22 protein-coding genes and 1 pseudogene are annotated in these 21,382 nt (G+C 37.5%); 3 read left to right on the plus strand and 20 right to left on the minus strand.

Annotation, left to right across the window (positions count from 1 at the left end):
- Positions 1–443: 443 nt before the first annotated feature.
- The 3 genes from corA (at position 444) to KSHG_RS13710 (ending at position 3,616) form a co-directional block, all read left to right on the plus strand.
- Complete coding sequence (corA, locus tag KSHG_RS13700; RefSeq protein WP_010308097.1) at positions 444–1,406, plus strand: magnesium/cobalt transporter CorA; 963 nt, start codon at positions 444–446, stop codon at positions 1,404–1,406.
- A gap of 126 nt (positions 1,407–1,532) precedes the next feature.
- Complete coding sequence (locus tag KSHG_RS13705) at positions 1,533–2,843, plus strand: globin-coupled sensor protein (RefSeq protein WP_010308100.1); 1,311 nt, start codon at positions 1,533–1,535, stop codon at positions 2,841–2,843.
- A 122-nt stretch (positions 2,844–2,965) separates the two neighbouring features.
- The gene (locus KSHG_RS13710; RefSeq protein ID WP_010308104.1) at positions 2,966–3,616 is read left to right on the plus strand and encodes a histidine phosphatase family protein; all 651 of its coding nucleotides are present in this window, start codon (positions 2,966–2,968) and stop codon (positions 3,614–3,616) included.
- 39 nt (positions 3,617–3,655) lie between these two features.
- On the opposite strand, the gene KSHG_RS13715 is transcribed toward KSHG_RS13710, so the two are convergent.
- The 20 genes and pseudogenes from KSHG_RS13715 to KSHG_RS13805 all read right to left on the minus strand — a co-directional run bounded on the left by KSHG_RS13715 (position 3,656) and on the right by KSHG_RS13805 (position 21,188).
- Complete coding sequence (locus KSHG_RS13715; RefSeq protein ID WP_010308108.1) at positions 3,656–4,141, minus strand: acyl-CoA thioesterase; 486 nt, start codon at positions 4,139–4,141, stop codon at positions 3,656–3,658.
- A 153-nt stretch (positions 4,142–4,294) separates the two neighbouring features.
- A complete protein-coding gene (locus tag KSHG_RS13720; protein ID WP_010308112.1) occupies positions 4,295–4,687 on the minus strand; it encodes a DUF779 domain-containing protein in 393 nt (130 codons plus the stop codon).
- A gap of 19 nt (positions 4,688–4,706) precedes the next feature.
- Positions 4,707–6,224, minus strand: coding sequence for an acetaldehyde dehydrogenase ExaC (gene exaC / locus KSHG_RS13725; protein ID WP_010308115.1), 1,518 nt, complete (start codon positions 6,222–6,224; stop codon positions 4,707–4,709).
- Positions 6,225–6,376: 152 nt separating this feature from the next.
- Positions 6,377–7,087 carry an ABC transporter ATP-binding protein gene (locus KSHG_RS13730; protein WP_010308119.1) on the minus strand — a complete coding sequence of 237 codons (711 nt, stop codon included), beginning with the start codon at positions 7,085–7,087 and terminating at the stop codon, positions 6,377–6,379.
- Positions 7,087–7,863: an ABC transporter ATP-binding protein gene (locus tag KSHG_RS13735; RefSeq protein WP_010308124.1), complete on the minus strand. Its 777-nt coding sequence runs from the start codon at positions 7,861–7,863 to the stop codon at positions 7,087–7,089. Before KSHG_RS13735 ends, KSHG_RS13730 begins: the two co-directional genes overlap by 1 nt.
- On the minus strand, positions 7,856–8,794 hold the full coding sequence (locus KSHG_RS13740) for a branched-chain amino acid ABC transporter permease (protein ID WP_026022612.1): 939 nt from the start codon (positions 8,792–8,794) through the stop codon (positions 7,856–7,858). The genes KSHG_RS13735 and KSHG_RS13740 overlap by 8 nt, the downstream gene beginning before the upstream one ends.
- A 9-nt stretch (positions 8,795–8,803) precedes the next feature.
- Entirely contained in the window at positions 8,804–9,682 is an 879-nt protein-coding gene (locus tag KSHG_RS13745) for a branched-chain amino acid ABC transporter permease (RefSeq protein ID WP_010308130.1), read from the minus strand.
- A 72-nt stretch (positions 9,683–9,754) separates the two neighbouring features.
- A complete protein-coding gene (locus KSHG_RS13750) occupies positions 9,755–10,942 on the minus strand; it encodes an ABC transporter substrate-binding protein (protein WP_010308133.1) in 1,188 nt (395 codons plus the stop codon).
- A gap of 500 nt (positions 10,943–11,442) precedes the next feature.
- The gene (locus KSHG_RS13755; protein ID WP_010308135.1) at positions 11,443–12,033 is read right to left on the minus strand and encodes an SAM-dependent methyltransferase; all 591 of its coding nucleotides are present in this window, start codon (positions 12,031–12,033) and stop codon (positions 11,443–11,445) included.
- Positions 12,034–12,593: 560 nt separating this feature from the next.
- Positions 12,594–12,923, minus strand: a pseudogene (locus KSHG_RS18860) (peptidylprolyl isomerase); the annotation flags it as partial.
- 56 nt (positions 12,924–12,979) lie between these two features.
- Positions 12,980–13,525 carry a SurA N-terminal domain-containing protein gene (locus KSHG_RS18865; RefSeq protein WP_235728385.1) on the minus strand — a complete coding sequence of 182 codons (546 nt, stop codon included), beginning with the start codon at positions 13,523–13,525 and terminating at the stop codon, positions 12,980–12,982.
- Positions 13,522–13,674, minus strand: coding sequence for a hypothetical protein (locus tag KSHG_RS18430; RefSeq protein WP_010308137.1), 153 nt, complete (start codon positions 13,672–13,674; stop codon positions 13,522–13,524). The genes KSHG_RS18865 and KSHG_RS18430 overlap by 4 nt, the downstream gene beginning before the upstream one ends.
- 162 nt (positions 13,675–13,836) lie before the next feature.
- Positions 13,837–15,153, minus strand: coding sequence for a cation:dicarboxylate symporter family transporter (locus KSHG_RS13770; protein WP_010308139.1), 1,317 nt, complete (start codon positions 15,151–15,153; stop codon positions 13,837–13,839).
- A gap of 197 nt (positions 15,154–15,350) precedes the next feature.
- Positions 15,351–16,250: a response regulator gene (locus tag KSHG_RS13775; RefSeq protein ID WP_010308141.1), complete on the minus strand. Its 900-nt coding sequence runs from the start codon at positions 16,248–16,250 to the stop codon at positions 15,351–15,353.
- Between the two features lies 1 nt (position 16,251).
- The gene (locus KSHG_RS13780) at positions 16,252–17,526 is read right to left on the minus strand and encodes a sensor histidine kinase (RefSeq protein ID WP_010308143.1); all 1,275 of its coding nucleotides are present in this window, start codon (positions 17,524–17,526) and stop codon (positions 16,252–16,254) included.
- 191 nt (positions 17,527–17,717) lie between these two features.
- The gene (locus KSHG_RS13785) at positions 17,718–18,047 is read right to left on the minus strand and encodes an antibiotic biosynthesis monooxygenase (RefSeq protein ID WP_010308146.1); all 330 of its coding nucleotides are present in this window, start codon (positions 18,045–18,047) and stop codon (positions 17,718–17,720) included.
- On the minus strand, positions 18,032–18,436 hold the full coding sequence (locus KSHG_RS13790; RefSeq protein WP_010308149.1) for a hypothetical protein: 405 nt from the start codon (positions 18,434–18,436) through the stop codon (positions 18,032–18,034). The genes KSHG_RS13785 and KSHG_RS13790 overlap by 16 nt, the downstream gene beginning before the upstream one ends.
- The gene (locus tag KSHG_RS13795; RefSeq protein ID WP_010308152.1) at positions 18,437–19,219 is read right to left on the minus strand and encodes an ABC transporter ATP-binding protein; all 783 of its coding nucleotides are present in this window, start codon (positions 19,217–19,219) and stop codon (positions 18,437–18,439) included.
- Positions 19,212–20,252, minus strand: coding sequence for a FecCD family ABC transporter permease (locus KSHG_RS13800; RefSeq protein ID WP_010308155.1), 1,041 nt, complete (start codon positions 20,250–20,252; stop codon positions 19,212–19,214). Before KSHG_RS13800 ends, KSHG_RS13795 begins: the two co-directional genes overlap by 8 nt.
- A gap of 3 nt (positions 20,253–20,255) precedes the next feature.
- Positions 20,256–21,188, minus strand: coding sequence for an ABC transporter substrate-binding protein (locus KSHG_RS13805; protein ID WP_010308158.1), 933 nt, complete (start codon positions 21,186–21,188; stop codon positions 20,256–20,258).
- Between the last annotated feature and the right edge of the window lie 194 nt (positions 21,189–21,382).

The following is a 21,382-nucleotide window of genomic DNA, read 5'->3' on the forward strand; positions in this document are numbered from 1 at the left end:
GACTATATTATAAAAGCTTCCCTATTTTTTGACAAACAATTCGCATTTTATAACTAAATGAAAAGAAACTTTTTTCATCGACTCAACGTCCTTGAATGTACATGATTGAAAGGAAGGAAGATTTTATTGAAAAAAGCTTTTGTTACATGCGCGATTGCTCTTTTGTGCTGTGTCGTTTTACTCGTCATGCCATATTTCCTTTTAAAGACATCCTTTTCTCAACGCGATTTAAATTCAATGGATATTACGACCAATTTTAAAATAGAACATTCCTTTGCTTCTTGGTTTCCGACGAAACCTTAACGTAGCGATATTCATAAAAGAATCCCGCATCTCTCATGAGAAATGACGGGATTTTTACATATACATACTTGTAATCCATCGACAAACCCCTTGTAATTATGGGAAAATAAAAATAACTTTTTAGTAAAAGAGGCGTTATGATGATTCGGACATTAGGGATTACAAAAGATCAAGAAACGATCGTTGACTTTCCACTAAGCGAATTAAAGCAGTTAAATCTAGAGTGGTATTGGATTGATTTTGATCAAGCGACACCGAAAGAAAATTCATTGCTTAGTAACTTTTTCCACTTTCATCCTTTAGCAATCGAAGACTGTTTAATGCGCTTGCAACGACCGAAAGTTGATTATTACGACGACACGCATTTTTTAGTCGTCCATAAAATGAATGCGAGTGAATTAGAAGCAGAAGAAGTAAATATTTTTTTAGCCGATCAATTCATTGTGACGTATCACAAAACAGCCGTTCCTGAATTAGAAATTGCACGTAAACGTATTATAAATCAAGGAACGACTTGGGAACGTGGCTCTTATTATGCGATGTACCAAGTCATCGATAAACTCGTCGATAGCTATTTCCCAATGGTCTACAATATCGAAGATCATTTAAATGAAATGGAAGACCAATTAAACTATCAAAAAAATGCCAAGGCGATGAACGACGTATTCGATTTACGAAGTGACTTACTCCATATTCGTCGAATCGTTCTGCCGATGCGTGACCTTTTATACCGCATTATGAACTCGGGAAGACTCGGACTAGCAGGCCCAGAACGTGCTTACTTTGGCGATATTCACGATCATCTCGTTAAACTGACAGAAATGATTGAATCTAACCGTGAACTAACAGCAGATATGCGCGATAGTCACATGTCAATGAATGCCGTGCGCATGAATAGTATTATGATGATTTTAACGATCGTATCGACGATTTTCATCCCCTTAACATTTATCGCAGGTGTGTACGGTATGAACTTTGCACACATGCCAGAACTCGAATGGCATTACGGATATTACATCGTTTTAGCGTGTATGTTTGTTATCGCCATTTCAATGATTGCTTGGTTCAAAATCAAAGGTTGGCTCGATTATTTTAAATTGTAATCCTAAGGAAACTTAGGATTTTTTTATGAACTAAAGATTTTATCATTTTTATACAATATGTTTTCTTATGACCGATATAAATAATGAATAATGCGCGATTAGACGCATTCGAATGGAGATGATTGAGTGAGCATTTGGAAACGCTCCGTATCTCGTCAAACAGAATCACAGTTCAACATTGAGACATATCGTTCAACTGTCACGTTAGACGTACGTAACTTCCCCGGTTTATCAAAACAAATTAACTTATTAAACTTAACAAAAGACGATTTAGCCATTATTTCGCACTTCAAAAAATATTGCGACGAACTTGTGCCCTTAATGGTTGAAGAGTTTTACAATACAATTAACAAAGCGGCTGAACTAACGAAAATCATTAACGACCACTCTTCAATTGAGCGTTTGAAAGTTACATTGACGCGTCACATTAAAGCGATGTTTGACGCCCAAATTAACGATACTTACGTAGAAGACCGCAAACGAATTGCACACATACACGTTGTCATCGGTCTTCCTTCAAAATGGTATTTAAATTCTTTCCAAGCATTGAATAGTACGTTTATCGGTTTTTGCGAACGAAAAGAACTATCACCGAAAGACTTTATGACAGCTGTAAATGCTTTTTCGAAGTTCATTAATTTAGAGCAACAAATCGTTATTGAAGCGTACGATGATGAACAGATGGAATTGCAACAACGTCATTTACGTGAAAAAGCAGCCTTAATGCACTCTGTACAAAGTACGGCACAAGAATTAAGTGCCATTAGTGAAGAAACGACCGCTTCGATTCAATCGTTAGTCAATCAATCAGAAGACATTTCAAACGCGACGAAACAAGGGCTCGCTTTCGTAAATGAAACCGAAGAAAAATCGACAAAAGGATCGATTCTTTTAACGAAACAAAACGAGTTAATGGGCACGATGTCTTCTTCTGTGAAGCAGCTTGACGAAACGATGGGTGAATTAAAAACGTCTTCACAAAAAATTTCTGAAATCGTCCACCTCGTAACGGAAATTGCTGACCAAACGAACTTACTCGCTTTGAACGCTTCAATTGAAGCAGCTCGCGCAGGTGAACACGGAAAAGGATTCGCTGTCGTAGCCAATGAAGTACGAAAACTAGCAGAGGAAACGAAAAAAGCCGTCCAAAACGTATCGACGCTCATTCATGATACGGAAACAAACATTGCGAATATGTCAAGTTCCGTTAAAAATGTTGATAAACAAATTTTAGTCGGTGTCGACATGCAAAAAGATTTATCGACATCGTTTGAAACGATTACGAAAGCAGTTTCCGGCATTAAAGTGAATCATACGTCTACGACACAAGACGTATCGACAATTACACTCATATTAGATGAAATTTCTGAAGTTACTTCACAAGTAGCCGATTCCGCAGAACGCCTTCTTGAAGTCGCAACAGAAATGAATGAATAAATTCCACTATTACTATAGTGGTGATAAAAAAAAGAATCGCACAGCGATTCTTTTTTATTGCTTTGACATTCGTTTTAATATCTTCTATACTATCTTTTATTTCACTTGAAAGGATCGACAATATGGTTACATTGTATATTACACGCCATGGACAAACAGAATGGAACACTCAACAACGCATACAAGGTTGGTTTGATTCTCCATTAACAGCCTACGGTCAAAAACAAAGTAAGGCATTATGTAAACGTCTTAGTAAAACACCCTTTATCGCAGCCTATTCGAGCCCGAGTGGAAGAGCATTAGACACAGCTAAATTTATATTAGATGGGCATCAAACACCGTTATTTATTAAACCTGGCATTAAAGAAATTAACGTTGCAGAATGGCAAGGAATGACTTTACCAGCCATTGCTGAAAAGTATCCGACACAATACGAACAATATTTCCATCATCCTGAAAACTTCACTTCGAATGAAGGAGAAAATTTTTACGACGTTCGAACACGTGCACAAAAAGTGATCGATACGATTATCGACAAGTATGATGAAGAAGATAACGTCTTAATCGTGACACACAGCATCGTAAAACGCGTATTAATTAATGCATTCTCCAACGAATCGATCGAACATCTTTGGGACACACCTTCTATTGAAGGAACGAGTTTAACGATCGTTCGTTACGAAAAAGGCACTTATCACATTCAAGCGGTTGGTGACGTCGAACATTTACCAGAAGACCGTCCATTCTGCTCAAAAATGGGCAATGGCAAATAAAAAAGACAGATGTGACAAATGCATCTGTCTTTTTTCGTTTTATAAAAATGAATGTGGTAAATCTCTTTTCGCTTTACGGTGCGCACGACGTGCAGGTCCTGTTTCAAACAAACGACGTTCTTCGTTCGTTTCTGGATAAACCGCAGCTACTTCACGTGGTTTCCCATCTTCACCGACGGCAACCATCGTTACGAAAGATTCCGTCGTTAATTTTTTTTCGTGTGTTTCAATATCACGTGATTGAACACGAATATAAATTTCCATCGATGAATGTCCTGTACTACTTACAATCGCTTCTAATTCCAGCACTTCCCCTGAACGTACAGGTGAAAAGAAATCAACTGAGTCGAAAGAAGCTGTTACCGTTTGCATCTTCGCATGCTTCATAGATGTAATCGCAGCAATTTCATCAATATATGCTAAAATTTTACCACCAAAAATCGTATTCATATGGTTCGTATCAGGTGGCAAAACAAGCCTTGTTTGAATCGTTTTAGACGTACTCATTGGAATTGGTTCTAACATGAACAACTCTCCTCGTAATTTTATTCTGTTTCTATCATAAATGTTTAACTGTACTAATTCAACTATTTTTAACTGTTTTATTAACGTTTAATCTGTATCAATATTTTTATATAAAAAAATAAGACAAGCAAGTTTCCTCACCTGTCTCATTTCTTATGACTGCGTTTGCTGTTCTGCTTCAATGATTTTTTTCACTTCGGCATATTCTTCATCAGAAAAAACACGTGCCCGAATTAGAAAACTTTTATTTTCGACTGCTTCAATCGAGAAACCACTCCCAAAACTATCTACAACGTCTAATACATGTTGCGTATGTTTTGAATAGTTGTACAAGTTTTCATGCATATAAAATGGCACATCGCCATCTAAATAACCGAGTAATACATCAATTTGACCTTTTTTAAAATCACCTTCTAATAAACAAAGCGGTTTAGACCCTTCACAACAACCACCTGATTGATGAAATACGAGTCCTTTCCCATACTTTTCTTTTAAAAAATGAATTAAATCAATCGCTTTATCTGTTGCTACAACACGTTCTACCATGTTGCTCGCTCCTTTCGGTTTAGAAGAAACCTTGAGGACTACGGTTATAACTTACGAGTAAGTTTTTCGTTTGTTGGTAATGATCTAACATCATCTTATGGTTTTCGCGACCGATGCCTGATAGTTTATAACCACCGAATGCCGCACCTGCTGGATATTGATGATACGTATTCGTCCATACACGTCCCGCTTGAATTGCGCGACCTGCACGATATGCTGTATCGCCTGAACGTGACCATACACCCGCACCTAAACCGTATTCTGTATCATTCGCAATTTCGATTGCTTCATCGAAATCTTTAAATGTCGTAAGCGATAATACAGGTCCAAAAATTTCTTCTTGGAAAATACGCATTTTGTTATGCCCTTTGAAAATCGTTGGCTTAATATAAAAACCATTTTCTAAACCTTCTAAATGATTTTCTTCGCCACCTACTAATACTTCGGCGCCTTCATCTTTACCAATTTGTAAATATGATTTAATTTTCTCTTGTTGCTCATTTGAATTTTGCGCACCCATCATCGTCTCTGTATCTAGTGGATTCCCGATTTTGATTGCTTTCACACGTTCAATCGCTCGTTCGATAAAACGATCATAAATTGATTCGTGTACGAGTGCGCGTGAAGGACATGTACAAATTTCACCAGAGTTCAATGCAAACATAACGAACCCTTCTACTGCTTTATCTAAAAATTCATCATCTTCGTCCATTACATCGGCGAAGAAAATGTTCGGTGATTTACCACCTAATTCTAACGTTACTGGAATAATATTTTCTGTTGCATATTGCATAATTAAGCGACCAACAGCTGTCGAACCAGTGAAGGCAACTTTTGAAATTCGTTTATTCGTCGCTAATGCTTTACCGACGATTGCGCCAAAGCCATTGACGATGTTAATAACCCCTGCCGGAACAAGGTCTTCAATTAATTCCATCATAACTAAAATAGATGCTGGCGTTTGCTCAGCTGGTTTCAATACAACACAGTTACCAGCTGCTAATGCAGGCGCTAGTTTCCATACCGCCATTAAAATTGGGAAGTTCCAAGGAATAATTTGACCAACTACACCTAGTGGCTCATGGAAATGATACGCTACCGTATCATCATCTAGTTGCGTCAAGCCGCCTTCTTGTGAACGAATTGCTGCAGCGAAATAACGGAAGTGATCGATTGCTAACGGAATGTCTGCGTTCAGCGTCTCACGTACCGCTTTGCCGTTGTCCCATGTTTCAGCAACAGCAAGAAGTTCTAGATTTTCTTCTAAGCGATCCGCAATTTTGTTTAACACTTTCGCACGTTCAGCAGCCGATGTTTTACCCCAAGCATCTTTCGCCTTATGCGCTGCATCTAAAGCTAATTCAATATCTTCTGCAGTTGATTTAGGTGCTTTCGTGAAAACTTCTCCTGTAACAGGTGTCACGTTATCGAAGTATTCGCCTTTCACAGGTGCTACCCATTCGCCGCCAATATAGTTTTCATATTGTGCTTTAAATTTTACAACTGCTCCATCGGTATTCGGATTTGCATAAATCATCGTTCAAATCTCCCCTTCACAATTTTTTAACAGAAAAATAAAAATATTCTGTTTCATACAAATATTATCTTACAAATGAATTGTTTTTACAAATATAAAGGATAAGAAAGCGGTGTAGAATCACATTCCACACCGCTTCTCACATCTTTATTTTACAAACCACCTAAATAAGCTGCTCGTACTTCATCACTCTCTTGTAGCTCTTTCGCATCGCCTGATAAAACGACTTTCCCCGTTTCAATAACGTACGCTCGCTGCGCAATAGAAAGTGCCATATGCGCATTTTGTTCAACGAGTAAAATCGTCGTACCTTCCTCATTTATTTCTTTAATAATACTAAAAATCGTTTGAACCATAATCGGCGCAAGTCCCATCGACGGTTCATCTAATAATAATAGCTTAGGCTTCGCCATAATCGCTCTACCCATCGCTAACATTTGTTGTTCCCCTCCTGAAAGCGTACCTGCTGATTGCTTACTTCTTTCCAGTAATCGAGGGAATAGTGCATACACTCGCTGTAGATCTTTTTTTATGCCGTCACGGTCTTTTCGTAAATACGCGCCGAGTTCTAAGTTTTCTTCAACGCTCATATTAGAAAAAACGCGTCGTCCTTCAGGTACTTGTGAAATGCCGCTCTTAACGATTCCTTGTGCAGCTTTCCCACCAATACTTTTCCCTAAATACTCAATCGTTCCTTTTTTCGGCTTCAATAAGCCCGAAAGCGTTTTAAGCAACGTCGTTTTCCCCGCGCCATTCGCTCCGATTAGTGTCACGATTTCTCCTTCATTCACTTCTAAAGAAACACCTTTTAACGCTTGGATATTTCCACCGTAAAACACATCAATATTGTCTACTTTTAGCATTATAAAGGCACCTCCTCACCTAAATAGGCTTCAATTACTTTTTTGTTATGACGAATTTCTTCCGGTGTCCCAGAAGCGATTAATTCCCCGTGATCTAACACGTAAATACGTTCACAAATTCCCATAACTAATCCCATATCATGCTCGATTAATAAAATCGTCAAATCGAATTTTTTTCGAATTAATGCGATTAAATCCATTAACGCTTTCGTTTCTTGCGGATTCATCCCAGCTGCTGGTTCATCTAGTAACAAGAGCTTCGGTCCTGCTGCTAGCGCACGAGCAATTTCTAAACGACGTTGCATACCGTATGGCAAATTTTTTGCTAGTTCGTCTTTATAGACGTCTAAGCCGAAAATTTCTAAAAATGCGAGAGACGCTTCTTCCATTTTCGCTTCTCCTTTAAAATGAGTGGGTAAGCGGAAAATAGAACTTAACATCGAATGATGCGCGAGAGAATGATTCGCTACTTTTACGTTATCAAGAACCGTTAACTCTTTAAAAAGACGAATATTTTGGAACGTACGGCTGACACCGTTTTTCGTCACTTGGTGCGGAGATAATTTATTCGTCACTTTCCCATCGAATGTAATCGTACCTTCCGTCGGTTTGTATACACCTGTTAGCATATTGAAACTCGTCGTCTTACCTGCGCCATTCGGACCGATCAGCCCGACTAACTCCCCTTCAAATAGCTCCATATTAAATTTTTGAACAGCTTTTAAACCACCGAATTGTATACCGACATGATCTACTTTTAATAGAGGGTTACTCATGAACTTTCCCTCCTTTTTTACGTTTAAATAAATCTGGTAATTCTTTCGTGCCCATTAATCCTGCTGGACGATAAAGCATCACGACAATTAAAACGAGGCTATAAATAATCATGCGTGTTTCCGGGAAGTCTTGTAAGTACAACGAAATGACCGTTAACAATACCGCGGCAACAATCGAACCTGTTAAACTTCCTAAGCCACCTAATACGACGTAAATTAAAATGTCGAATGATTTCAAGAAGTTAAATTGTGCTGGTTGAATAATAAAGAAATTATGTGAGAACAAACCACCTGCAAGCCCTGCAAACAACGAGCCAATTGCGAATGCTAACACTTTGTAATACGTTACGTTAATGCCCATAGAATCCGCGGCAATTTCATCCTCACGTACAGAAATACATGCACGACCGTGGCGAGAGTTCGTAAAGTTAGAAATGACAACAATCGTCACGAACATTCCGAAGAAGGCATACGTCCAATTCGTTTGTTGGATAATTTGCATACCTGCTGCACCACCAACATAATCAATGTTCAAGAAAGTAATTCGAATAATTTCTGCGAATCCTAACGTAGCAATAGCTAAATAATCTCCGCGTAAACGCAATGTCGGAATGCCGACGATTAAGCCGCCAATTGCCGCCGCAATTGCACCAATTGCTAGAGCGACGATAAACGGTAAATGGAAGTGCATCGTACAAATTGCCGATACGTAAGCACCGATTGCTAAAAAACCTGCATGTCCGATCGAAAACTGTCCTGTAATACCGATTACTAAATGCAAGCTAACCGCTAAAATAATATTAATAGCAATCGTAATTAATAAGTTTGCGTAATACATATCGAGCTGTCCGTTCGTAATGAGCATTTGAACGACCGCATAACCGATTAGTGCAAGAATCGTGTAAATCCAAAACGTTTTTGAAATTCTCATCGTTCTCACCTACACTTTCTCGCGGGTATTTTTACCGAAAATACCTGCTGGTTTGAAAATTAAAATTAAAATTAAGATGACAAATGCCGCTGCGTCACGCCACGTAGAAAAACCGACTGCACTGACAATCGTTTCTACTACACCTAATAACATGCCGCCCGTCATCGCACCTGGAATGCTTCCGATTCCACCTAAAACAGCTGCGATAAATGCTTTCACACCCGGAATAATACCCATTAACGGATCGATTTTCGTATAGTAAACACCGAAAATAACACCCGCTGCACCTGCTAATGCTGACCCGATTGCAAACGTCGCAGAAATCGTATTATCTACGTTAATCCCCATTAATTTTGCCGCTTCCATGTCATGTGATACAGCACGCATCGCTTTCCCGATTTTCGTTTTGTGAACGATGAATTGTAGCAATAACATTAAAATGATGGTCGTCGCTAAAATAACGATTGTTTCTGAAGTAATTTGTGTGCCGAACACTGTAAATGTTTTTGAAAAAATTGCATCGCTCGGATACGCTTCTGGCTGTGCTCCGCGTATAAAAATCGTCGTGTACTCAATTAAAAGTGACACCCCGATTGCTGTAATAAGCGCTGCAATTCGCGTCGCATTCCGTAATCGTTTATACGCAAGACGCTCGATTAAAACACCTAATATCGAACAAATAATCATCGCTACGAGTAGTGATGGAATAAAGCCAATATGCCAATGTGTCAATCCGTAAAACCCAACGAATGCACCAATCATAAACACATCACCGTGCGCAAAGTTAATTAATTTAATAATGCCGTAAACCATCGTGTACCCGAGTGCAATTAGCGCATAAATACTTCCGATAGATATCCCGTTAATAAGTTGTTGTAACCACTCCATCTGTTTCACTCCTCTGTCATTCAGTCATATAAAAAAGGAGGACAAGTGTGTCCCCCTTCGTCATCTTTCTGATTAAGGCTCTACTTTCGTATTGAACACTTGTTTGCCGTCTTTGAATTCAAGAACTGTTGCAGATTTGATTGTGTTGTGTTTTTCATCAACAGAGAAAGTACCTGTTACTAAACTTAAATCTTTCGTATCTGCTAAAGCTTTTTGGATATCTTCACCTTTCGTTGATCCTGCACGTTCAATGGCATCTTTTAACCAATAAACCGAATCATAACCTAGCGCATTGAACGCATCTGGTGCTTTATCTTTGTTTGCTTCTTTAAATGCTGTTACGAATTTCTGGATTTTTTCATCTGGATCTTCTGAAGAATAGTGGTTCGTAAAGTACGTATTATTTAGCGCATCTTTACCTGCTAATTCAACAAGTTTTGGAGAATCCCATCCATCGCCACCCATTAATGGTGCATCGATGCCCGCTGCACGAGCTTGCTTCGCAATTAGACCTACTTCTTCGTAGTAACCCGGAATGTAAATGAAATCAGGATTTTTTGATTTTAAGCGCGTTAGTGTTGATTTGAAATCGGTATCTTTCGCTACGTAAGATTCTTCCGCTACGACTTTACCACCTTTTGATTCAATTTCTTCTTTGAAGGCTTTTGCTAAACCTTTCGCATAATCACTTGAACTATCCGCAAAGATTGCCACATTTTTCGCTTTCAATGTATCCGTCGCGAATTGCGCTGCAATTTTACCTTGGAATGGATCAATGAAACACGTACGGAATGCATATTCATTTACAGAACCATCATCATTAACCGTTACAGTCGTTGAAGTACCTGATGGTGAAATAAGTGGCATTTTATTTTGATCCGCAACTTGTACAGCCGCTACCGTATTCCCTGAAGTAGCCGAACCGATTTGAGCGACTACTTTGTCTTGTGTCGCTAATTTTAAAGCAGCTGAAGTGGCTTCTGCCGCATCTGATTTATTATCGACTTTAACGGTTTCAATTTTTTTACCATCAATTCCGCCAGCATCATTGATTTCTTTAATTGCTAGTTCAGCACCTGCCGCAATACCTGAACCGTATGATGCTACGTTACCTGATAGTTCTAAGTTCAATCCGACTTTGATTGTGTCATCTGCACTGCTTGACGACTTATCATCTTTTGCTCCGCATGCCGTTAGCGTGCCGAGTAATAATGCTGACGATACGATTAACGTACTATACTTCTTTAGCTTCGTATTCATTTTTCCATCCCCTTTTCCTTCGATAGACTTCAACTATGAGAAATTCATTTCTTTCCATCATTTTATATAGAAAAATGATAGAAGTAAACATTATTTTCTATAAATTCTAAAAATTTAAACTATTTATAATAATTGAATATTATAGTTTTTAACATACACAAGCGAGAATATTACGTCATCCGAATAGATTAGTATAATATTCACACTGATATTCTTAGTCATAGATGACCAACTAAATATAAGTGATTTCATAGAATTTTATACGATGATTTCGTAAACAATTGCGAAGCACTTTATTATTTTGCAATTTATATATTATGTACATGAAAATCTCTAAAAAAAATCACCTCTGCACTTTCTTTCAAAATAATATTTTATTATTACAATATGATCAATTAAATAATCCATTTATACGTGCTCAATCACTTTCTTTTTTTGTCATATTTTATTCAAAAAAAATAAGTTTCAACGTCTTTTTGACGTCGAAACTTCATACATTTCTATTTTTGAAAAATATATAATCGATCATTCGGTGACGTAATAAACGTCGGTGGCATTAAAATTTCCGTTACACAATCGTAGTGAAACATCTCTAACAATTGTAAATAAGAAGTCATCGGATAATACACGATGCACGTTATACGTCTCGGGTATTTCTTTAATGTATGGTCAATATTTTCTAACACTTGTTTAAAAATCGATTCACTAAATGGATTAAAAAAGAAAAATGTCGTATCTTCTTTTTGAATTTGATAGCGCTGCGCTAAACATTGGTAAAAAACAATATCTGCTTCCGCATGTTTTTTCGTATACAAGTGGCGGTTCATATTCGCTACTTCTACTAATAAACCGTCGTATTCTACACCGACTGTCGGGACGTGAAAAAGGTCTGCCATAAAAATAGGCACGCGCCCTTTCCCACTACCAAAATCAACAAACCGTTCTGTTTCATTCAATGTAAGCTGTTCTGCTAATAATGTGAGTACATTATAACTCGTCGGTTCGTAACGATGATTTTCTTCTAAATGCAGGCAAGGTTCTTCAGTCATCGCCGTTTGAATTCCTAATTTCTTCTCATAATAACTTTCCATTCAGATTCCTCACCCCTTCTTTGCAACTATACACGAAACATACGAAAAAAACCTTTGATGGATTGCTGTGCAGGCATTTCATCAAAGGTTTTTCTTCAAGCGTAAATATAAAGTTTGGTGGGTTATACTGCCGAAGCAGTTATGAAAAAAATAGGTTTCTTATAGTTGTAAGTGACGAGCTTACAACATTAAGTTTGTTACTGTATGCATTAGCTGTGTGGACGTACAGCTTCTACTAAAAGTAGCGTACTTCTTAAAAGAGTGTGCGGAACTAAATTTAGTGGACATTAAATTTAGTAAATCTTTCATGAAAATACACAACTGCTCGCAAACATCATATGGCTTCTTAGAAGTAAAAATACTTCTCATATGAGCAACTGTTTTTTGCTATTTCTATAGAATATATAAGAGTGGACAATCTTATACGTTGTACGAATAGCGTAGTTCCAAACGAACTGTTTGAACTGTTATGAAAAACAAGAGGGTTTGCATATTCTGGGCAAATGCACCATCTAAAGCTGGCAACAATAGATCAGCTGACAAATGCCCAGGTTATTTCATTAATTTGAAGATGTTGTCGTAGATGTTGTTGTATCATCTGTCGCTGTTAATTTATTTTCAATTTTGTAATCTGCTTCAAGTTCAGATAACCAAGTTGAATAATTGCTATTTAGTTGCTCAGTTACATACGCTTCACGTACTTTATCTTTCACGCTTGCATATGTTGCTTCTTTCGCAGCTTTAACACCTGTTACTTTAATAATGTGGTAACCGTATGAAGATTTAACAGGATCGCTAACTTCGCCTTTTTTCATAGAGAATGCTGCTTCAGCAAAGTCTTCATCCATCGATGTTTTTTCAAAATAGCCTAAGTTACCGCCATCGCTAGAGTTGCTCGTATCTGTTGAGTATTTTTTAGCGAGTTTATCCCAATTGCCGCCATCATCTAAAAGTTTTTAACTTTCGTAGCAGTCGCTTTATCTTCTACTAAGATGTGGCTTGCTTTCACTTGTTTCGCTGTATCGTACGTATCTTTATTTTCTTTAAAGTATGCTTTTAACTTCGCATCTGTAATGTTTAATGTTGGTTCCATTAGTTTTTTCGTTTGGATGTATGTTTTGATGCTATCCTCAAAATCATCCATTGTCATATTGCTAGAAGCTAAAGCTGATTCAAGTGCATCTGTACCACCGTATTGCTCTGCTTGCGTATCTACTTCTGCTTGAATTTCTTTGTCTGTTACTTTCACTTTTTGTTTCATCGCTTCTTGATTAATTACTGTATTCGTAATCAATGTTTGTAATACGGTAGAACCATATTGTGTCTCCATCGCTTTATTTAATTCCGATTGTGTAATTTTTTCGCTTCCTACTTTCGCTACGTAACTTGATCCTTTCGTAGAGAAATAGATAGCACCTGCAACGACTAATACAATGATAGTAATGATTGTTGCAAACAAGCCTTTGTTGCGTTTCTTAGGCTTCGTATTCATGTTGTAACTTCCTTTCTGTCTTTCGATATACTTATCATAAAGTCAGAACCAGTATAGGCTTGTTCTGTCATAAATTGAACTTTCGTTAAATACGCCTTCAACACTTGGCTAATCGCAAATTCATCTTCTACAATTAATATTTTCTCCATAATAACCCCACCTTATTTCATCGTCTATTGATTGTACTACGCTTTTATGTCGACTGCATGTCAACTCCACTTCGTGAAAAAGTATGCTCAATAAAAAAGAAGCCGCCATGACTATCATGACGACTTCCTATATATTCGATTCAATCGAATGAAAATACGTAATTAGTGATGTTCTTTCGCTGCTGCTTTCGCTGCTAATTCAGCCGCTTCATTTTCAAAGTAGTTGTTGTACTTATCCATATCAAGACGACCTTCCCATTTAGCCATAACGAATGCTGCTAATGTGTTACCACATACGTTAACAACTGTACGCATCATATCTAATAGACGGTCAACACCAAGAATGAATGCTAAACCTTCTAATGGAATACCTACTGCGCCAAGTGTAGAAAGAAGTACTACGAATGATACCCCTGGAACACCTGCAATACCTTTAGACGTAACCATTAATGTTAAGACTAAAAGAATTTGTTGAGATAGTGCTAAATCAATATCGTACATTTGTGCAATGAATAATGCTGCAATTGCTTGATAAAGTGTAGAACCATCTAAGTTGAATGAATAACCAGTTGGAATAACGAATGAACCGATATCTTTCGGAACACCTGCTTTTTCCGTTTTGATCATAATACGTGGTAATACGGTTTCAGAACTAGATGTTGAGTAAGCTAAAATTAACTCATCTTTCAATATGCGGACAATACGGAAAATACTAAGTCCAACGATTTTCGCTGTAATACCTAATACGACAACGATGAAGAAAATCATCGCGAAGTATACGAGGATCATTAATTTACCTAATGGAATTAATGAAGATAAACCGAATGTCGCAACTGTATTTGCGATTAATGCGAAAACCCCGATTGGAGCAAATTTCATAATTGTGTTTGTTACCCAGAACATTGCGTCTGCAACACCTTGTGCGAAAGCTAAAACTGGTTTACCTTTTTCACCGATTGCTGCAACACCGATACCGAATAATACGGAGAAGAAAATAATTGGAAGCATATCTCCTGATGCCATTGAAGAAACGATATTTGTCGGTACAATGCTAATAATTGTATCCATAATACCGTGGCTTTCTTTCGCCATTTCTTCAGAACTATTTACATATGAAGAAATATCGCCCTTCGTTAAATCTTTCATATTCACGCCTTCACCAAACTTAGTGATGTCAGCTAAGAAAATACCTAGGATAATTGCGATAGTTGTAATGATTTCAAAATAAATTAATGTTTTTAAACCTAACTTACCAACTTGCTTCAGATCCCCTTGACCTGCAACACCAATAATTAGTGTTGAAATGATAATCGGAACAACGATCATTTTGATCATGTTCATGAAAATTACACCTAGCGGGTAAATATATTTTGTAATATTTTCATTACCGTAGAAAACTGCTCCTACGATAACCCCCAAGACTAAACCGATTAAGATTTGCCATGCCAAGCCAATTTTTTTACGCTTTTTCTTTTCCATCTATGAAGACTCCCTTCAAGGCACTATTATAATTTTGCATGTCTACATAAAAAACTATAACCTTATTCTATAGATGACCTAGAGAATCCGACATCATCCGACAGTTTTATTAAAATAAATTTTCAAATAAATTAAGATTTCATAGTTTTTATTGATAATAGATATGGTATATATCTCATTTTTAGATGAAACCTATGCTATTTCGATGTTTTATTTCTAAATTTATCCATTGATTCCACAAAAAGTACTTGAATAAATTTTTTAATATTCACTTTTACTTTCTTCGTATTGGAACCGCTTTCTTGTATTTCTTTCATGATAATTCGGATTTCTCCAAAGTCAAAATAACGTGGTGCATAGTATTCAAATTCAGGATTCGTATAGTCTACCGCACCTAAAGTTGCAATATTGTGCATCGCCGCTAATATCGTACGACGCATACGCTGCTCTATTGCTTTCCCTTCTTTCGCAATTTCTACACCACTAAATTTCGTTTGGCTCGCAAGTTCTTCATATAAACCTTTTAAAGAAGGTACTTGCATCGATGTATTTTCTCGTTCTGATAACATCGTTATCATTCTTACAATATCGTCACTGCCAACTTCTCCGACAATCCCCATCTCGCTCAAAATGGAAAGTACAATATCTTTAACAGTTAAAAGGGCTTCTTCTTTCGCCTCTTCTTCAAAATGTAAAATAGAATTACGAATTGTCATTAATGATTTTTTTAATATAAAGCGTTCACTCGTCTTACGTAAAATACTTTGAACTTCTACACGATTAATTGGTTTATGAATGAAGAATTCCACGTCTTTCTCGTATGCTTCACCGACCATCTCTTTATTAACTACTTGTGAAATCATAATGAAATGTCCTTTGAACCCTTTTATTCGTAGTTGGTCCATCGTTTCAATTCCATCTAATTCAGGCATTAATAAATCAATTAATACGAAGTCTGGGTCGCTCGATAAAATAGGCTCTATTGCATTCTCCCCACTATCGGCTTCCCCTAAGACAATTCCCATATCTCCTTCTAGTATGATTTGTTTCAACATGCGTCTGCTTGCTGCATCATCATCAACGATAAAATAGCGCATCTTACTTTTCCCCTTTCAGCAAAACATTTTTTAACGGAATATCTACGATGAAAGTCGTTCCTTTTTTAGCACGTTGTACGTCTACATTAATGGTACCTTCTAGCATATGAACGACTTCTTGTACGTGCGACAAACCAATGCCTGTTGCTGCTACACCTTGCTCATTGTATTTTGTCGTGAACCCTGGCTCAAAAATAATATCTAAGTCTGATTCTGGTATTCCTTTACCGTCATCTTGAATTTCAATTTGAATAAATGTTTCACGTTGATTAATTGATAAATAAATCGTGCCACTTCTTTCCATCGCCTCAATACCATTTGCGACGATATTGTTCATGATTGCTAACAACGGTATGTGCTGATTCGTAGAACAATCATATGATTGTTCCACATGAAACATTACTTGCTTACCGAGCATCTCACCGTACTTTTCATTGGCTACTTCTACAAGATTGATGACATCTGACAATAAATAATTTTCTCCATTTTTATGCATCGTCATACTCGAGATGCTTGAGAAAATGCGTTGTGAATCTTTTTTCACTTCATGAATTTCTTGCGCAATGTGTAATGCTTTTTTACTCAACTCTTTTTGTTCTTCTGATTTCAAACGACGATATAGTTCATAACTATCCGCCATAATTTGCTCGATATGATTCATCGATTTTTCTAAATAAAGCGCCTCTACATATAAATCAGATCCTAGCGTTAATTGTTCCTGCGCATATTTGCGTTGCTCCGATAAAATAACCGTACTGTAAATACCGACGACGAAGAAGCTTCTAAAAATCGCAACGAATGCTACAAGTAGAAAGTCACTTACACTAAGCGCTATGTTAGGAATCAAAAAGAAGCGTAATAAATGCTCTGCACTATTGCTTATAAACTCTAACAATGCTGCTAGTAAACCGAAACGAAGTGGACTATCTACGTAGCTTCTTAAATGAAATAACTGAAAGCCACACGCATAAACAATATAATAGAAGAAAGCTGGATAATGGTTAATGATAATATCAGATGTGTAGCCGTCTTCTATAAATGAACGACCAATTCGAAAAAGAATTGTAACGCTACCCGTAATAACGCCTGTCATAATGATCGACTTCAACGGTCGAACGAATAACATTAATAAAAAAACGATGCTCCCTAAAGCGAAACGGAAATTTTCCGTATTGCTAAAAGGCATTAATTTAATTTCGCCAAGCAATGTCGTCACGATTGCAATCGTCATCACCCAGACCCATTCTTTATGTAGCCAATTACTTTTCATTTTCATCTTACAATCTCCTATTTTACGAAGTCATCTAATTTGTATCATAACATAAAATAACCGTAGGCTCTTTTGAACGCCCCTACTATATAGAAGAAACATTTTTCGTCCCGCGACAATTAAAAAATCTCGAAATCAATTTGATTTCGAGATCCTAAAACGATTGAGGTGATCCTCATTTTTGATACATCTTCTTTCTACTCAGCGATAACTACTGGTAAGTGTTCATATTGAATTTCATAAATGTGCACTTCATTTCCAATCATCGGTGAATCTTCTTCTTTTGCGACACGTTTGTGTGTATTCGTTGCAGCTTCTGAAGTGAACCAAGCGTTGAAATCAGCTTTCGTATCCCAGTTTGTTACGATTTTTACTTCATCGTATTCTTTATGTTTTTCATTTAATAAAACTTCCATACGGATGAAGCCTTTTGAAGAAGAAACTGTTTTTGGTTCTGCAAAACGTTTCGCAACATCTCCTCCGAACCCCTTTTTCGTTCGGATTAAATTTTCTAATTTGACTGGCATTGTAAATTCTCCCTTTCTAGTAACTGATTTAAGTATTGTAAAACTGGTTCTGCTTCGTATCCTCCGCGCTCTGCATGTCGAATGAGCGAAATACCGTGTGCACCTTTCGCATGAATAAGAGACGGATTATTTTCCAAAGCCATCTCTACATAATTTAAGTCTCCTAACATCGCTTGTGAAAACAATGTTTTTGGAGCGCCGTAGCGAATAAGTAATTGGGCAATGTCACGACTTCCGGTATGGGAAGCTGCTGCTAAACCACTTTCAAATTCTCCACTTCCCCAATCTAATTCGATATAAGCAAGTGAAGGTTCTATTTTCAATAAATGCTCAACCATTTCGTAGTCCCCATGGGCAGCAATCACAAATGGTCGAATGAAATCTTTCATTTATAAATTCCCCCTTTTTCTACGCAACGGTGTAAAGTACACACCGTCCTGATTGTTATGAACTTCTGCATCGATATTAAAAACTGTTTGGAACATTTCTGTACAAAGCACACATTGTGGAATGCCGTCATAATGGATTTTTCCAGCTTTCAAAACGATTAATCGATCGCTATACGTAGCCGCTTGATTAATATCGTGAAGCACCATGATGACCGTAATGCCAAACTCTTCATTTAATTGTTTCACGAGTTCTAGCACTTCCATTTGATGAGCGATGTCTAAAAACGTCGTCGGTTCATCTAATAAGAGGACATTTGAACGTTGTGCAACCGCCATCGCAATCCATGCACGTTGTCGCTCTCCCCCGGATAAAGAAGGAAGCGGACGATTACGCATATGTGTAAGTCCGGTTACTTCTAATGCCCAATCGATGATTGATTGATTTTCTTGTGACATTTTTTTAAATTTCGCCTGATGTGGTGTACGTCCAAACTCAACTAATTCACCGACTGTTAAATCCAATTGATGGTCGTGCATTTGTGGCAACATCGCGAGTCGTTTCGGAAACTCTTTTTTCGTCATGTCGTGCACGTTCTTACCGTCGATCATAATCGTACCTTCTTCTGGCTTCAATAAATTCGCAATGACTCGTAGCAACGTCGATTTCCCAGATCCATTAGGGCCTATCAAGCTCACAATTTCGCCTTTTTTAATATCGATATTAATATTTTGCAAAGAAAAAGCTGCATTGCGAACAAACTGGATGTTTTCGGTTTTAAGCACGTTCATCGCCCTTTCGTTGAATTAAATATAAGAAGAATGGTCCGCCTAAAAAGGCTAATAAAATACCGACCGGCAACTCAATTGGATCGAATACCGTACGTGCAATCATATCTGCAAATACGACAATCAATGCCCCGCCAATCGCAGACGTCGGTACTAAGTAGCGATCATCTGTACCGATAATTAAGCGTAAAATATGTGGAACGACTAAACCGACAAACCCGATTAAGCCCGACACACTTACAGCAATCCCTGCTAATAACGCACTGAGTACGATTAAGCAAAAACGAATCAGTTCTACACGATGTCCTAAAAGCTTCGCAACATCATCACCTAAACGTAAAACGCGAATATGTTTCACAGAAAACATCGAAATGACGATTGCAGCAATCGCATAATACACAATCATATTAAACTGCGACCAACCGACACCCGCGATTCCTCCTGATAACCAAGGAAGTGCAGCTTGTACACGGTCACTATAAAGAAGCATCAGCGCATTCGTACCAGCACCGACAATCGCATTGACTGCCACACCAACAAGTACGATTTTTACAGGTGTCGCGCCACCTTTCCATGCGATTAAATAAATAAGCAATGCCGTAACAAATGCACCGAGAAATGCAGCTAGTGGCAATAAATTTAATAAGTTTGGAAAAATAATCATAATCGTAATCGCGGCAATCCCAGCACCTGAAGACACCCCAATAATTCCAGGGTCTGCTAATGGATTTCGCATAATTGCTTGTAAAATAGCACCTGCAATCGCTAAACAAGCACCGACGAGCATACCAATTAATAATCTAGGGAATCGTAGTTCCCAAATGACCCGACGTTCGAGTGAATCGTCAGCAGACGTTAACCCGTGCCAAATATCAGACATTGAAAATTTCACAGGTCCAATCATTAAACTTAAAATTGAAGAGATTAAGAGCAGTGCAATCAAAATAATAATCGTCCATACTCTCTTTTTCGCTAAAGGATGCGCTTGTTTAGTTGTAGATTGCTCATCCTTCTGTTGTACGACTACCATCTTTTACTGCACCTCGTTCAATTGCTTTTGCATTTCATCTAATGCAGCAGTTACTTTTGTTCCTGGATTTTGACCGAATAACTCAGCACTCAAAATAATGACACGATCATTTTTAACAGCGTCTAAATTTTTCCACGCTGCATTCTGGTTCATTTCTTTTTCAAATGCTTTTTTCACTGCATCTGGATCACTATGCGTAATTAGCATAACGACTTCCGGGTTCGCTTCGACGATTTTTTCTGTACTTATACTTGCATAATTCGGATATTTATCGGCTTTCGGGAAAGCAGAGGCGATATTTTCACCACCTGCTTTTTCTAAAATATCACCGACTAAAGATGTCGGTAACGCAGCTAAAAACGTACCCGGTGCTCCGTAAACGAGTAATGTACGTACACGTTCAGTTGATTTTTCTAACGTATCGACATGCTCCGTAATATCCGCATTTATTTTTTTCGCTTCATTTTCTTTTTCTAAAATATCACCCAACAACGTCACATTTTCTTGAATATCTTCAATAGAATCAGCTTTCGTATAAACGACTTTAGATCCTTGGTTTTCAACAGTCGGTGCATATTGTTTAAACGATTCTTGTGCGAAGAAAACATCGGCATGTGCCAGTACTATTTTTTCAAGGGAAGGTGTGTGAGGATTTCCAATTTCAGCGATTTTCTTCACTTCTTCTGGAACCGTACCCGTCATCGTTGGACGACCTACGACATTCGCATCTAACGCTAATAACGTATCAACATCTCCAGGGCTTAATGCCGCAACAGATTCTGGTACTTTCGTTAGCTCTACTTTATTTCCAGCTCGGTCAGTTACCGATATGATCGCATCTCCTGCTTTTGTTGATGAGTCTGATAACTGTCCTCCGCAAGCTGCCAGTGCGATTGAAAAACATGCCACGGCAGAAAGTTTTAAATATTTATTCATGTTCTAATCCTCCCGCAACATTTTATAAGTTATATTTCTCAAAACTAATTGATAAACGTTTTCATTTAAACCCAATGTTACTTACAGTGAGAATCATTGTCAATTGAATTTTTGGAAAAAATTAAAAACAGTATTTTTTCAATAAATATCTTTGAAAAGTGACTTTTTTATCGAATTATCATTTTTTTACTATC

This window comes from Kurthia senegalensis, from assembly GCF_000285595.1.
GTDB lineage: Bacteria > Bacillota > Bacilli > Bacillales_A > Planococcaceae > Kurthia > Kurthia senegalensis.